This is a genomic window from Agrobacterium sp. 22-226-1 (assembly GCF_053522345.1).
Window position 1 is genome coordinate 138,052 of the sequence record NZ_JBNWCP010000008.1, and the last position, 14,334, is coordinate 152,385.

The 14,334-nt window shown below is 61.8% G+C and carries 15 protein-coding genes; 2 read left to right on the top strand and 13 right to left on the bottom strand.

Translation table 11 applies throughout. The features are described from left to right. Window positions 1-111 precede the first annotated feature (111 nt). From ACQZ5K_RS15530 to ACQZ5K_RS15570, 9 genes are all read right to left on the bottom strand, one after another. Complete coding sequence (locus ACQZ5K_RS15530; RefSeq protein WP_448740766.1) at window positions 112-870, bottom strand: iron ABC transporter ATP-binding protein; 759 nt, start codon at window positions 868-870, stop codon at window positions 112-114. Then, on the bottom strand, window positions 867-1,835 hold the full coding sequence (locus ACQZ5K_RS15535; RefSeq protein ID WP_448740767.1) for an iron chelate uptake ABC transporter family permease subunit: 969 nt from the start codon (window positions 1,833-1,835) through the stop codon (window positions 867-869). The genes ACQZ5K_RS15530 and ACQZ5K_RS15535 overlap by 4 nt, the downstream gene beginning before the upstream one ends. Next, window positions 1,828-2,793, bottom strand: coding sequence for an ABC transporter permease (locus ACQZ5K_RS15540; protein WP_448740768.1), 966 nt, complete (start codon window positions 2,791-2,793; stop codon window positions 1,828-1,830). The genes ACQZ5K_RS15535 and ACQZ5K_RS15540 overlap by 8 nt, the downstream gene beginning before the upstream one ends. A 154-nt stretch (window positions 2,794-2,947) precedes the next feature. Next, window positions 2,948-3,886: a siderophore ABC transporter substrate-binding protein gene (locus tag ACQZ5K_RS15545; RefSeq protein WP_448740769.1), complete on the bottom strand. Its 939-nt coding sequence runs from the start codon at window positions 3,884-3,886 to the stop codon at window positions 2,948-2,950. Between the two features lie 319 nt (window positions 3,887-4,205). After that, window positions 4,206-4,463, bottom strand: a complete 258-nt coding sequence (locus ACQZ5K_RS15550; protein ID WP_003522606.1) for a hypothetical protein — start codon at window positions 4,461-4,463, stop codon at window positions 4,206-4,208. A gap of 127 nt (window positions 4,464-4,590) precedes the next feature. After that, on the bottom strand, window positions 4,591-6,108 hold the full coding sequence (locus tag ACQZ5K_RS15555) for a tripartite tricarboxylate transporter permease (protein ID WP_020809148.1): 1,518 nt from the start codon (window positions 6,106-6,108) through the stop codon (window positions 4,591-4,593). 106 nt (window positions 6,109-6,214) lie between these two features. Next, window positions 6,215-6,709, bottom strand: coding sequence for a tripartite tricarboxylate transporter TctB family protein (locus tag ACQZ5K_RS15560; protein WP_003522604.1), 495 nt, complete (start codon window positions 6,707-6,709; stop codon window positions 6,215-6,217). After that, window positions 6,706-7,650 carry a Bug family tripartite tricarboxylate transporter substrate binding protein gene (locus tag ACQZ5K_RS15565; protein ID WP_020809150.1) on the bottom strand — a complete coding sequence of 315 codons (945 nt, stop codon included), beginning with the start codon at window positions 7,648-7,650 and terminating at the stop codon, window positions 6,706-6,708. Before ACQZ5K_RS15565 ends, ACQZ5K_RS15560 begins: the two co-directional genes overlap by 4 nt. A gap of 320 nt (window positions 7,651-7,970) precedes the next feature. Continuing rightward, complete coding sequence (locus tag ACQZ5K_RS15570) at window positions 7,971-9,068, bottom strand: ABC transporter substrate-binding protein (RefSeq protein ID WP_425102653.1); 1,098 nt, start codon at window positions 9,066-9,068, stop codon at window positions 7,971-7,973. A gap of 52 nt (window positions 9,069-9,120) precedes the next feature. Here ACQZ5K_RS15570 and ACQZ5K_RS15575 point away from each other — a divergent pair, with 52 nt between their 5' ends. Next, on the top strand, window positions 9,121-9,801 hold the full coding sequence (locus tag ACQZ5K_RS15575) for a response regulator (protein WP_003491888.1): 681 nt from the start codon (window positions 9,121-9,123) through the stop codon (window positions 9,799-9,801). After that, entirely contained in the window at window positions 9,798-11,189 is a 1,392-nt protein-coding gene (locus tag ACQZ5K_RS15580) for a sensor histidine kinase (protein ID WP_262533835.1), read from the top strand. Before ACQZ5K_RS15575 ends, ACQZ5K_RS15580 begins: the two co-directional genes overlap by 4 nt. Before the next feature lie 27 nt (window positions 11,190-11,216). Here ACQZ5K_RS15580 and purU read toward each other — a convergent pair whose 3' ends face one another. From purU to ACQZ5K_RS15600, 4 genes are all read right to left on the bottom strand, one after another. After that, the gene (gene purU / locus ACQZ5K_RS15585; RefSeq protein WP_035259300.1) at window positions 11,217-12,101 is read right to left on the bottom strand and encodes a formyltetrahydrofolate deformylase; all 885 of its coding nucleotides are present in this window, start codon (window positions 12,099-12,101) and stop codon (window positions 11,217-11,219) included. Window positions 12,102-12,319: 218 nt separating this feature from the next. Next, on the bottom strand, window positions 12,320-13,096 hold the full coding sequence (locus ACQZ5K_RS15590; RefSeq protein WP_059754584.1) for a YbaY family lipoprotein: 777 nt from the start codon (window positions 13,094-13,096) through the stop codon (window positions 12,320-12,322). Between the two features lie 176 nt (window positions 13,097-13,272). Next, a complete protein-coding gene (hutX, locus tag ACQZ5K_RS15595; RefSeq protein ID WP_020809737.1) occupies window positions 13,273-13,797 on the bottom strand; it encodes a heme utilization cystosolic carrier protein HutX in 525 nt (174 codons plus the stop codon). 9 nt (window positions 13,798-13,806) lie between these two features. Continuing rightward, window positions 13,807-14,154 (bottom strand): antibiotic biosynthesis monooxygenase family protein, encoded by a 348-nt coding sequence (locus tag ACQZ5K_RS15600; RefSeq protein ID WP_003522597.1) that lies wholly within the window; start codon window positions 14,152-14,154, stop codon window positions 13,807-13,809. Window positions 14,155-14,334 lie beyond the last annotated feature (180 nt).

The following is a 14,334-nucleotide window of genomic DNA, read 5'->3' on the forward strand; positions in this document are numbered from 1 at the left end:
GAAGTTGCGGACGGAATGCCGCTTTGGAAAAGTCCGTCGTTTAACGTCCGGGCCAGTGGCCCTGTTCCATGCTAAGCACTGGGACAGCAAAAATCCTGCACAATCATCATGTCATTCGTAAAACAGGCAGATGCGCCGGCCGTCTATCTCATTGACGCGGATCGGCATGTCGTAGATGTCCTTGAGGACGTCCGGACGGATGATCTCTTCCGCCGGCCCCTGATGGCAGATGCGGCCTTCGCGCATGGCGATGATGGTGTCGGAATACCAGGAGGCGAAGTTGATGTCGTGCAGCACCAGAACCACGGTCTTCTTCAGCTCGTCAGCGGCGCGGCGCATGATCTTCATCATGCTGGAGGCGTGTTTCATGTCGAGATTGTTGAGCGGCTCGTCGAGCAGCACATAATCCGTATCCTGGCACAGCACCATGGCCACGAAGGCGCGCTGGCGCTGGCCGCCGGAAAGCTCGTCCAGAAACCGGCCGGCAAGGGTTTCGAGATGCAGATATTCCAGCGCCCGGTCGATATGGACCTTGTCCTCGATGGTGGGGCGACCCTTGGAATAGGGGTAACGGCCGAAACCGACGAGATCGCGCACTGTCAGGCGCGAAGAGATGTGGTTGTCCTGCCGCAATATGGAGAGCCGCTTGGCCAGCGTGTCGGAAGGGGTTTTCGTGACATCCAGACCGTCCACTGTCACCGTTCCGGCATCCATCGACATCAGCCTTGCGACGATGGAGAGCAGCGTCGATTTTCCCGCACCGTTCGGCCCGATGATGGAAGTGACGCCGCCTGCCGGAATGGAGACGGAGACGCCGTCAACGACGAGGCTGTCGCCATAGGATTTGCTGATCTGACTGGCGATGATCATCGCGCCCCCCGCTTCAGAATAAGACCGATAAAGACGATGCCGCCGAGAAATTCGATGATGATCGAGAGCGCCGTATCGAAGGCGAAGACCCGCTCCAGCACCACCTGGCCGCCGACGAGGCAGATCACGGCGATGAGGATCGCCGCCGGCAACACATAGGCGTGTTTGCCATTGCCGGTAAGATAATGGGCAAGGACTGCCACCAGCAGGCCGAAGAACATGACCGGGCCGACGAGTGCGGTAGAGACGGCGACGAGCACCGAGACCAGCACGAGGATGATGGTGACCGTGCGCTTATATTCGACCCCGAGGCTGATGGCCGTTGCGCGGCCGAGCGAGAGGACGTCGAGCGTGTGCATGAGCCTGAGCCCGATGATGGTCACCACGCCGATGATGACGGCGGAGACGGCAAGAAGCGTCGGATCGATGGAATTGAAGCTGGCGAACAGCACATCCTGCAGCACCGTATATTCATTGGGGTCGAGCACGCGCTGCATGAAGCCCGAGAGGCTGCGGAAGAAGACGCCGAAGACGATGCCCACCAGCACCAGAAGATGCAGGCTGCGTTCCGCGCCGACGAAAAGCCAACGATAGAGCAGGGCGGAAAAGGCGACGAGCAGCGCGGTCTCCGTGAGAAATTTCAGCTGCGGATCGATCAGGACGACGGTTGCCGAGCCAAAGACGAAGATCAGCCCGGTCTGCATCAACACGTAAAGCGAATCGAAACCCATCACCGAAGGGGTGAGGATGCGGTTGTTGGTGACCGTCTGGAACAGCACGGTGGAGACCGCGATGGCATAGGCCACCAGCAGCAGCGACAGAAGCTTGATGCCGCGAAACGGCAGCACGAAGCTCCAGCTGCCCTTGGCGCCCAGCGTCATGAAGGCGGCCATTGAGATGAGTGCGAATGCCGCAAGCACGAGCAGAACGGCTTTCGCGCGCCGGTCGGGATGTCTCTCACGCATGGTGGCGTTTCCGCAGCAGAAGATAGAGGAACAGCGCGCTGCCGATGACGCCGACCACGGTTCCGATAGGTATTTCGTAAGGCGCACGCACGGTCCGGCCGATGATGTCGCAGGAAAGCACAAAGACCGCGCCGAGCGTCGCCACCCAGGGCACGGACCGGCGCATATTGTCGCCGATCATCAGGCTGACGACATTCGGCACGATCAGCCCGAGAAACGGGATCATGCCGACGGTGACGACGACGACGGCGCTTACCAGCGAGACGATGGTGAGGCCGAGCGCCATCACCCGGCGATAGTTCAGACCGAGATTGGTGGTGAAATCGCGGCCCATGCCGGCCACGGTGAAGCGGTCTGCGGCGAGATAGGCGGCGATGGCGAAAAGGAAGCCGACCCAAAGCAATTCATAACGGCCGCGCAGCACTCCGGAAAAATCTCCCGTCATCCATGCGCCGAGCGATTGTAGAAGGTCGAAACGATAAGCGAAGAAGGTGGTGACGGCGGAGATGACGCCGCCCAGCATGATGCCGATCAGCGGCACCAGCAGCACGTCGCGCAGCGGCACCTGCCTAAGGATACGCAGGAACAGCGCGGTTCCGGCGAGCGCAAAAACGGCGGCCACCAGCATCTTGCCGAAGATCGGCGTATCCGGCGCCAGCAGGGTGACGGTGAGCACGCCGAGGCCGGCGGATTCGGTGGTGCCCGCCGTCGAAGGTTCCACGAAGCGGTTACGCACCAGCATCTGCATGATGAGCCCGGCAATCGCCATCGAGCTTCCGGCCAGTATCAGCGCCAGCGTGCGCGGAATGCGGCTGACGAGCAGCACGCGCAGCGCGTCTGCACTCGTGTCCGGTGCGAAAAGCGTTGTGAGCGAAACGTTGCTCACGCCGACGAACAGGCTGACGATGGCGAGCGTCAAGGCCAGAAGAAGGGCAAGGATGAGAGACAGGGATTTCACGTTGGCGGTTTTTCGAAAATGGTGAAAGCTCCCGGCGACCCCGCAGGTTTACGGTGAGGCTACAAACCTTTCTCCGTCATCCTCGGTCCCCGGAACAAGCCCGAGGATGACGTCGAGTATGGAGCAGCCTTCAGAAGCGGATGCCTGGAGGCTTTTACGATTTCTTCTCCGAGACGGCCTTGTAGACCTGATCGAGCAGGGTGGTGAGCGCCGTATAACCGCTGCTGACGATATAGGCCGCCTGCGGATCGAGATAAACGATCTGCTTTTTCTTCCAGGCATTGGTCTGGTGCACCAGCTCGTTGTCCAGCACCTGCGCGGCTGCCTTGCCCGGATCGGTGGCGCGGCCGATGCCGGCATCGCGGTCGATCACGAACAGCCACTCGGGATTGACCTCGGCCAGATATTCGAAGGAGACGACATCGCCGCGGTCGAAGCGGTCGTCGATGTCGGCTGCGACCGGCCTGAAGCCGATTTCGGTGTGCAGCCAGCCGGTGCGCGAGCTTGGGCCATAAACGCCGACCTTGCCGGCATTGGTGACGAGGATCATCGCCGTGCCGGAATTGGGTGCGATTTCCTTCAGCTTGGCGACTTTTTCATCGATGGCGGCATCGAGCTTCCTGGCTTCTTCCTGCTTGCCGAAGATATCGCCGAGCTTGGTGATGTTGGCTTTGACGCTGCCGATGAATTCCTTGGAATCCACCGACATGTCGATGGCGGGCGTGATCTTCGCAACGTCCGGATATTTCGCCCGCGAACGGCCGCCGACGATGACGAGATCGGCCTCGGCCGCATTGATCGCCTCATAATCGGGCTCAAACAGCGTGCCGACCTTCAGATATTTGCCATCGGCATATTTCTGCAGATAGGTCGGCAGGTTGGAGCCGACGACACCGGCGGGCTCGACGCCGAGCGCATCAAGATTGTCGAGCGAGGGAATATCGAGAACCAGAACCTTCTTCGGCGCCGCCTTCAGTACGGTCTCACCCTGTGCGTGCCTGATCGTCATTTCTTCGGCACTTGCCGTCATTGCGCCGAGGCTGAAGGCCGCTGCCGCCAGCAGCCGAACGGGGAAGGTGAAGTTGATGGCCACTTAATATGTCCCTTGCAATATGGTTCCGAGCCGGCGGACGTGATCCCGCCGGGTTAACTTGATGTTGGCAATCAGCTTTATTGGCAAGGTCGGCGGAAATCAAAATTATGTTTTAGAACGGTTCTGAATTGCGGTGAGCGGGAAATGTGCGGGTGGAAAAGCATGGTCTGCAATCTGTCCGGCCGTCATCCTCGGCCTTGTGCCGAGGATCTAATCACGTTGAACAAAATCGACAGGTCGCAGATCCTCGGCACAAGGCCGAGGATGACGGAAGCACCGTTTTCGCACGCGTCGCTAACCCGGTCTGTGTCCGCACGTCTCAATCCGGCGGCCAGTCGCCGACGATTTCGCGCCTTTCCAGTTTCAGCGACCGGTCCGGTTGCACGCGGTAGGTTTCGATCGCCAGCCGCCCGTCGCCCATGACGAATTCATTGCTGAGCGTGCTACCGATGGGGGATTTGGTGAGTTTGGTGCGCGGCTGTCCGCCATAGGTGATGCTGCCGGGAATGGGCTCGACATCGGGGGCGGTGGTGCAGCCGGCAAGCGCCAGAACCATCATGATCGCGATCGTGCGCATGTCTTTCTCCTGCGGTTGGCGCAATTCTATCATGGGCGTGCGTGCATCACACATCCCGTTGGCGTGAATAAAAAAGGCCCCGCATCCGGAGATACGGAGCCAGTTGCCTTGGGAGGCTCTTGGTTTCTCAGTCCTCGTTGGCGGCAAGCTGCGTCAGCACCTCGCCACGGCCGCGGATACGCATGATGAGCGGGATGATGAAGGCGGCGGCTGCCACGATGAAGAGGCCAACGGCAATCGGCGAGGTGAACAGCACCGTCGGGTCGCCCTGGCCGATGGCAAGAGCGCGGCGCAGCTGCTGTTCGGCGAGCGGGCCGAGGATGAGGCCGACGACCGCAGGCGCAATCGGATAACCGAAGATGCGCATGATATAGCCGAGGATACCGAAGGCGAGCAGCATGCCGAGTTCGAAGACCGACGGGTTGGCGCCGATGGTGCCGAGCGTCGCAAACAGCAGGATGCCGGCATAAAGCCAGGGCTTCGGAATGGTCAGCAGCTTCACCCACAGGCCGACGAGCGGCAGGTTTAGAACCAGCAGCATCAGGTTGGCGATGAACAGGCTGGCGATCAGGCCCCAGACCAGCTGCGGATTGGTGGCGAACAGCAGCGGGCCGGGCTGAAGGCCATATTGCTGGAAGCCGGCGAGCATGATGGCGGCGGTCGCCGTCGTGGGCAGGCCGAGCGTCAAGAGCGGCACCAGCGTACCGGCGGCGGAGGCATTGTTGGCGGCTTCCGGACCGGCGACGCCTTCGATGGCGCCATGGCCGAATTCTTCCGGATATTTGGTCAGCTTCTTTTCGGTGGCATAGGACAGGAAGGTGCCGATTTCAGCGCCACCCGCCGGCATGGCGCCGATGGGGAAGCCGATGAGCGTGCCGCGCAGCCAGGCTTTCCAGGAGCGTGCCCAGTCCTGCGCGCTCATCCAGACGGAGCCTTTCACGGCTTCGACCTTATCCGGGCCGGTGCTGCCCTGGGCGACGATGAACAGCGTTTCGCCGATGGCGAACATGGCCACCGCAAGCGTCGTCACTTCCACGCCGTCGAGCAGGTCGGGAATGCCGAAGCTCATGCGGGTCTGGCCGGTCAGCTGGTCGATGCCGACGATGGCAAGGGCAAAGCCGATGAACAGCGAGGTAAGGCCGCGCAGCGCCGAGTCCCCGAAGGCGGAGGAAACGGTGACGAAGGCGAGCACCATCAGCGCGAAATATTCACGCGGGCCGAAGACCAGCGCCAGCTTGACGATATAGGGCGCGATGAAGGCGAGCGCGATGGTGGCGATGAGGCCGGCGACGAAGGAGCCGATGGCGGCGGTGGCCAGCGCCGGACCGCCTCTGCCCTTGCGGGCCATCTTGTTGCCTTCGAGCGCGGTCACTATCGAGGCGCTTTCGCCCGGCGTGTTGAGCAGGATCGAAGTGGTCGAGCCGCCATACATGCCGCCATAATAGATGCCGGCGAACATGATGAGCGAACCGGCGGGATCGAGCCTATAGGTAACGGGCAGAAGCAGCGCCACGGTCAGCGCCGGCCCGATGCCGGGCAGGACGCCGACGGCGGTGCCGAGCGTGACGCCGATCAGCGCATAGAGCAGGTTCATGGGTTGTGCGGCAACCTCAAGACCGTGCAGCAGGAATTCAAAGGTACTCATGGACAGATGTCCCCCAAGTGGACCCGATGGGCGGGCGGAACGACTGGCTTTTGCGTCATCGCGCGCCAATTGTTCCTGTGATCTCGAATTTTGGTCGGAATGGCTGTTAGAACAACAGCCGTTCCAGAGGCCCGGCGGGCAGCGAAAGCTGCAGCAGCCGCGCGAAGATGAACCAGATGAAGAAGCTCAGGGCGATGCCGATGGGGATCGAATACCAGAGCTTGCGTTTGCCGAAGGCGCGCGCCGTAAAGGCGAAAAGCAGGCCGGTGGCGATGGAAAAACCCGCGACGTTGAGCAGCAACATCTGTGCGGCAAGGCCGGCAACGACCCAGATAACAGGGGCGATTTCCTGTTTGTCGCGTTCTGGAAAATCACCGCGCCAGGCCTCGATGGCCGTCCACAGCGCCAGGCCGACAAGACAGAAGCCAATGGCGTAAGGCACGGTTGCCGGGCCGACCGGCGAATAACCGGTGACGCTGGCGAGACGGGCGCTGTCCCAGAAGATCACGCAGGCGATGATAACGAGGAAGATGGCGATCGCCAGCGCCGCCCAGTCAGGGCGGCGCTTTTGATGCTGCGAAGGGTTGGAACCCTGGCTCATTTTACCAGTCCGATGTCTTTGAGGATGGCGGCGGTGGCGTCGGTATCCTTGGCGAGCTGCGCCTTGAATTCGTCACCGGCGAGATAGGTGTCCATCCAGCTCTTGGTCTTCAGGGTTTCCTGCCACTTGGCGGACTTCACCAGCTTTTCGATGTCGGCGTTAACGGCCTTTTCCTGCTCCGGCGTCAGGCCGGGAGGAGCGGCGACCATGCGCCAGTTCTGGACGACGACATCAAGGCCGCTTTCCTTCAGCGTCGGCGCATCGACGCCTTCCAGCTTCTCTTCGCTGGAAACCGCGAGCAGGCGCAGCGTGCCAGCCTTTACCTGGCTTTCGAATTCGCCGTAGCTCGAAATACCGGCCGTCACCTGCGAGCCGAGGATCGAGGCAAGCGCTTCGCCACCGCCGGAATAAGCGATGTAGTTGATCTTGGTCGGATCGACGCCGGCTGCCTTGGCAATCAGGCCAACGGCGATATGGTCGGTGCCGCCGGCGGAGCCGCCGCCCCAGGAAACGCTGCCCGGATCCTTCTTGAGCTGGTCGACGAGGTCGCCGATTGTCTTCAGCGGCGAAGATGCCGGAACGACGATGGCTTCATATTCGCCGGTCAGACGGGCAATCGGCGTTACTTCCTTAAGCGTGACGGGCGCGTTGTTGGTGAGGATCGCGCCGACCATCACGTAACCGCCGACGATGAGGGCGTTCGGGTTGCCCTTCTGCTGGCTGGCGAACTGCGCAAGACCGATGGTGCCGCCGGCGCCCGGTACGTTCTGCACCTGAACGCTCTTGGAAATGCCTTCTTCCTGCAGCACGGTCTGCAGGGAGCGCGCGGTCTGGTCCCAGCCGCCGCCGGGATTTGCCGGGGCAATAATGGTGTAGTCCGCTGCAACCGCCGGAAGCGCGATCACGCCCGCCAGGAATGTGCCGATAAGAAAATGCTTCACTTGGAAAACCCTCCTCAGGATGCCCTTTTTGGGCGTCGTTTTTCGTTTATGCGGGGGGCTTTTCGGACGCGTCTGCGCCGGCGCTGAATGCTCAGCGTGGGGCCTTGGCAATCCTGGATTTCCTCCCGCATCTTCTTCCGCCTCCACGGAATGAAGAAGAATTGCAGAGCATCACAGAAAGCTGTCATCTAACTGACGCTACGCAAGTCCTTGCGCATTTACTCTCTATTAATTTGTATCGGACGTCTACTGTGGCGTGTGGGATGGCGCTTTCAAAGCTTGCCGTTCCCTCATCCCTGTGGATGGTGGGGTGCTCAAACCTACTGCGACCGCAACGCCTCGTTCCAGCGCTCGATCAGGCGGCTGCGCTTGACCTGATCCAGATAGACCATCAGGCCGGGGCTGACGGGCACGGGGCGCAATTGTGCGCCGTGGATGGCCTGCATGGTGTTGGCGGTGTTTTCGCCCGCCACTTCCGGACTGACGGCGGGGATCTGCAACTGCCGGGCCATGATCGTCTGGCCCTCCTTAGACATGAAGAATTCGAGATAACGACGGCCGAGCGCGGGATTGGCGGCGGCTTCCGGCACCAGACCGATGCGCGACATGACGACGGTATAGTCTTTCGGGAGCACGATGCCGACATCGGGGTGGCGCGAGGCCCAGTCGGCCGCATAGGAGCCAAGAATATTGTAGCCCAGCACGAAACGTCCGTCGGAGACGCGTTCCAGAATGGCCGAGGAAGTGGAATAGACCTTCACGCCCGCCGCGCCCATGGCCTTGATGACGTTCCATATATCGCCGAACTGCTCCTGATCGCGCGACATGAACAGGAAGCCGACGCCGGAGCGTTCGATGTCGTAGGTGGCGATGCGGCCATGCACTTGCCTGGCGTGGCGTTCGAGATAATCGACGAATTCGGCGCGGCTGGCTGGCGGTTCTTCGGTGGTGAAGCTCGGCTTGTGATAAACGAAAACCGCCGGCTCGAAGGTCAGCGCATAGGCGGTGTTGCGCCAGTTCGCCCAGGCGGGCCAGCGGGCGCTCATGGCGAGGTCGGAACGCTGGGCATAACCGTCATTGCTCAGCTTCACCTGCAGATCCATGGCGGAGGAAAAGGCGAAATCGGCGGTCTTTTTGCCGGCGTCGGTTTCCTTCACGATGCGGTCGTAAATCTCGCCGGTCAGCATATCCTCATAATGGACGGCGATATCGGGATTGGCCTTCTGGAAACCCTCGATCATCGGCGTCGCCAGCGGTTCGTCCAGCGAGGAATAGACCACCAGCGTTTCGGCATCCGCCTTGCCGGAGGGTGCCGGAAAGATGGCGACTTGCGCAAGCGCCGGCGAGGCCATGCAAAGACAGAGACAGAGGAGAAGGCAGATACGCATGGAAAAGATCATGCAGCAGGCGCTGGCCATTCACAAGCGGTAAGGGTCTGGTTAAACTCGGCAATGCTGTGGGAGGGAAGATTTGCGTATTTTGCTGGTCGAGGACAATCAGGTGCTGTCGGAGGGGCTGTCGGCGCTGCTGCGCGGCAGCGGTTATGCCGTGGATGTGGTGTCCGATGGCGCTTCCGCCGATGCGGCGATTGCGGCTGAAAGTTTCGATCTGGTCATTCTCGATCTCAACCTGCCGGAAATGGACGGTATCGAGGTGCTGCGCTCCATGCGCTCGCGCCAGGACAAGGCGGCGGTGCTGATCCTGACGGCGCGCGGCACGCCGGAGGAAAAGGTCAAGGGGCTCGATCTCGGCGCCGACGACTACATGATCAAGCCTTTCGACATCACCGAATTCGAGGCGAGGGTGCGGGTGCTGCTGCGCCGCAATGCCGGGCTGCGCTCCTCGGCGCTGAGTTTCGGCAAGGTGCTTTTCGATCTCAATTCCCGCACCTTTTCGGCGGATGGGCGTCCGCTCGATATTCCGGCGCGCGAGGTGGCGCTGCTCGAAGTGTTGTTCATGCGGGCCGGCAAGGTCGTTGCCAAGGAAGCGATCGTGCAGTCGCTGACCGGCTTCGACGACGATATTTCCGCCAATGCCATCGAGCAATATGTCAGCCGCCTGCGCAAGCGGCTCGCGCCCCACGGGCTGACAGTGAAGACGGCGCGCGGCATCGGTTATTATCTCGAAAAGCTGCCGGAGATGGCTGAATGAGACAGGCCGCCTATTCGCTCAGGCGGCGACTTTTAGGCTGGCTTCTCATCTCCACCGCCATTATCGGCTGCGTTGCGCTGACCGATACCTGGCGCGAGGCGGTCAATACCGCCAATGTCGTCTCCGACCGGGTGCTTTCCGGTTCCGCACTTGCCATTGCCGAGCGGGTGGTGGTGGCAGAAGACGGCTCGCTGGAAGTCGATATTCCCTATGTGGCGCTGGAAATGCTGACATCGGCCGCACAGGACCGGGTGTTTTACCGTGTCGACGGGCCGAACGGGCAATTCCTCACCGGTTACCAGAACCTGCCGACGGTGGAGAACCCGAAGGGCGATACCCCCGCTTATCGCGATGCCGTGTTCCGCGATGAACCGATCCGCATCGCCGCCATCCGCCGCTTCGCTTCCACCGGCATCAATTCCGTGCCTTTTTCCGTAACGGTCGCCGAAACCACCATTGCCCGCAGCCAGCTGGCGCAGGCGATCATCCTGCGCTCTGCGCTGCGCCTGCTGTTGATGATTGTGGGGGCGGCGATCATCGTCTGGATCGCGGTGACGATTTCGCTGCGCCCGCTTTACCGGCTCAGCGAAGCGATTGCCGAGCGCAGCCCGAATGACCTGCACCCCATCCGCCAATCCGTGCCGGTGGAGGTGGAGAATCTGGTGGAAACGGTCAATTCCTTCATGGTGCGGCTGCAATCGGCGCTCGATGCGCTCCGCCATTTTACCGGCAATGCCAGCCACCAGCTGCGCACGCCGCTTGCCATCATCAGCACGCAGCTTGCGCTTTCCGCCCGCGCCGCGAGCCTTGAGGAAGCGCAGGCGGCGGCGCTGAAGGGCGGGGCGTCCGTGGCCCATGCCGAACATATCCTCGCCCAGCTGCTGCGCATGGCCAATATCGATGCCGCCGGTTCGAGCGAAAAGCATGATTTTTCTGCGATTGATCTCGTGGCCGTTGCGCAGAATGTGACGGCCGATTTCGTGCCGCGTGCGGCCGAAGCCGGCATCGATCTCGGTTTCGAAGGCGAAGGGGAGGTCGCCATTGCCGCCGAGCCGCTCCTGATCGGCGAACTGATCGGCAATCTCGTTTCCAATGCCATCAATTATGCCGGTCGCGGTGCGGAAGTCACAGTCCGCGTCGGCAGGCAGGCGGGTGAGGTCTGGCTGGAAGTGGAAGATAACGGCCCCGGCATTCCTCCGGAAAAACGCGCCATGGTGCGCCAGCGCTTTGCCCGCGGCGAAGCCAACGCCGCCCCCGGCGCCGGCCTCGGCCTTGCCATCATCGAAGAGATCGCCGGGCTGTTCGGCGGGCGGCTGACGCTGGAGGATGGCGCGGAGGGGCGTGGGCTGAGGGCGCGGGTGGTGTTCGGTGGGAGGGGGGACGCTTAAGGATAATGTCGCCCAGACTGCCGGTGCTTACCCCATCCGCTCGGAAGCATAACTTCCCGGGCTTGGCGGAAAGACGACGGTGCGGTTGCCGTTGATGAAGGTGCGGTGGTGGATATGGGCGTGGATGGCCCGGGCCAGCACCTGGCTTTCCACATCGCGGCCGAGCGAGACATAATCGTCGGCGCTCTGTGCGTGGGTGATACGCACCGTGTCCTGCTCGATGATCGGGCCTTCGTCGAGATCGGCGGTGACGTAATGCGCCGTGGCGCCAATCAGCTTCACACCGCGCTCATAGGCCTGCTTGTAGGGGTTGGCGCCCTTGAAGGAGGGCAGGAAGGAATGGTGGATGTTGATGATTTTGCCAGACATCTTCCGGCACATATCGTCGGACAGAACCTGCATGTAGCGCGCCAGCACGACGAGTTCCGTGCCGCTGGTCTCGATCAGGTCCATCAGCTGGGCTTCGGCTTTGGGTTTATTCTCCTTCGTCACCCTGATGTGGTGGAAGGGAATGTCGTGGTTGACGACGACCTTCTGGTAATCGAAATGGTTGGAGACGACGCCGACGATGTCGATCGGCAATGCGCCGATCTTCCAGCGATAGAGCAGGTCGTTGAGGCAATGGCCGAAACGGGAGACCATCAACAGCGTCTTCATGCGCTGGCCGTCCGGATAGATATCCGCCTCCATGCCGAATTTTTCCGCCACCGGCTTGAAGCCGTCGGTGATGGCCTCAAGCGTGGCGCCCTCCTCGGAGATGAAGGAGACGCGCATGAAGAACTTGCCCGTCTCGAGGTCGTCGAACTGCGAACTGTCGACGATGTTGCAGCCTTTTTCCGCCAGATAACCGGAAATCGCAGCCACAATGCCACGGGTCGATTTGCAGGCTACGGTCAGAACATAGGATGTCATTCGTTTTCCCTCAAAGACGTCGCGCCGGCATCAACCGGCGCAGTTCGGCGCGTTCCATAGCGCAGCTCCGCGGCGGAGCAAAGCGTCAAGACGAACGCAGCCAAAGTCATAGGGCGGGAAAGGGCAGCGCGCCGTGCCGGAAGCGACATGGAATGTTCCATGGCCAGCACGGTTTGGGCCAGCACGGCGACGCAGGGTGTTTCGGCAGGTTGCCGGCCTCAGGCGCGGCGCAGGCGCATTGCCGTGCGGCCGCGACCGTCGAGCAGTTCGAGCGTGCCCCGGCGCGGCTCCAGCCTGAACGAGCGGGCGCCTTCCAGCGCTTCGATGAACTGCCGTTCCTGGCGCATGATGTCAGGCGCGCAGGCCATCTGGGTGGAAATCATCCGGCCGAAATCGACGCGGTTGCGGCTGATCTTCACCTCGCCGCCGATGCCGTTGCAACCGGCATTGCCGGAAACGCGGCCCTCGCGGGTAATTTCCAGCGTCGCCTGACGGCGGCCGCGAACCCGCTCGCCACGGATGTCCTGCACCAGCCAGCGCCCATCGATACCGGCTTCCGGCTCCGGCCGGCCCGGACCCGCGCCGACGCGCTCAAGCACAAGATCGGTATCGTCGCGACCGCCGGTCAGCACCGAATAACGGCGCGTGGTGGTGAAGAGCAGCCGGTCGCGGTCGCGGATTTCGGCGCTCAACGCATAGGAGCGGCGGCCACGGATGTCGCGGTCATCATAACGCAGCACGAAGGGCACCGGCACCTGCCCGCGCGGGCGGATGGTGGTCTCGGCAATCGTCTGCGACGGCGCATCCGCCAGCGAAACGTCGATCAGGCGCACGGTAACGGTTGCGCCCGGCGGTAAAGCGATGCGTTCGCGATAGGAAACGCTGCCGCGCAGGCTTGCCGGTGCGGCAGCCGCGCCGCCCGCTGCAAAAAGCGGGGCAAGCGCAACAAGCCCGGCGAAACTGCGGCGCGAAAGAAGAGGTTGGCGGTCGGTCATGGTGCTTGCTCCGTGCTGGTGCCGATCAAATTTCAGCGGATGATAAAAAACGGCACTGAACGGGCGATGAACCGGTGGTTGTTTTCTCACGCGTGAGCCGGAGAGGTCCCGGGCGAATGATGACGCGTGCGATTATGAAAGCAGTGGGGAGGCAGCTGGCAGCCTCCCCACGGGTCTCAGCCGCGGAAACCGTCCCGCAGCGCTTCGAACTTCGCCAGCTGCCCGGCCAGCAGTTCCTTGTTCTCGTCGCGGCGGACGAAAATCTTGAACATGGCGCTGCCGGCGGCGTTCATGAACCAGACGGAACAGGAGCGGCGGCCGTGGAAGCCGCGGTCGACGAAGGTGATGCCGGCGCAATTGTCCTTCTTGATGTGACCGCCGATGGGGCTGTCGCCGTGGATGTTGAACCAGCCGTGGCTTTCGCTGCCTTCCGGCAGGTGGCCCGGCACTTCGAACACGATATCGCCGGTCTGCACGATCATCAGGACTTCGCCCCAGCCGCGCATCTCGTTCCAGATGGCGTCGAAGCGGTCGGCGGCAGCGGAAACGGCGGCACCTTCCGGCAGGATCGCCAGAATTTCGGCCGGCGTCACCTCGGCCTTGGCGGCGATGGCCTCCACGATACCGTCAGGCTTTTCGGCGAGCGCAGCGGCGGCGCGGGCCTGCCTGTCGTCGTCGGTCTTTTGGGCTGCAATGCTCATCGGGCGGCCTCAGGCGGCAATCGAACGGCGTTCGCCATTCTTGTCTTCATGGATGATGACGTCGAAGCCTTCGAAATGCGGGCCGGAGAGATATTCCACCTTGCCACGGTTTTCGCCGGCCTTGGCGTGGGCGGCGCGGAACTGTTCGGATTTCGTCCAGGCGAGGAAATCGTCCTTGGTGGCCCAGACGGTGTGCGAGGCATAAAGCGTGTGATCATCCGCCTTCGGGCCTTTCAGCATGTGAAATTCGATGTAACCCGGCAATTCGCTCAGATGCGATTTGCGCTCGCGCCAGATGGATTCGAAGGTTTCCTCATAACCCGGCACGACGCGAAAGCGGTTCATTGCGATAAACATGAAATTCTCCCTTTAAGTTTCCAGTTTGAGTCAGGATATCCAGCCGCAGGGAGGTTGGAAAGGGGTTCACGACAAAGCGAACAAATTTACTCCACTTATCGATTGCACCGCCCATAAACATGTGTAAAGAACTCAAGATTAATTGGCGCGGGCAAAGCCGCGCCGGGTCGTGTTTCAGGA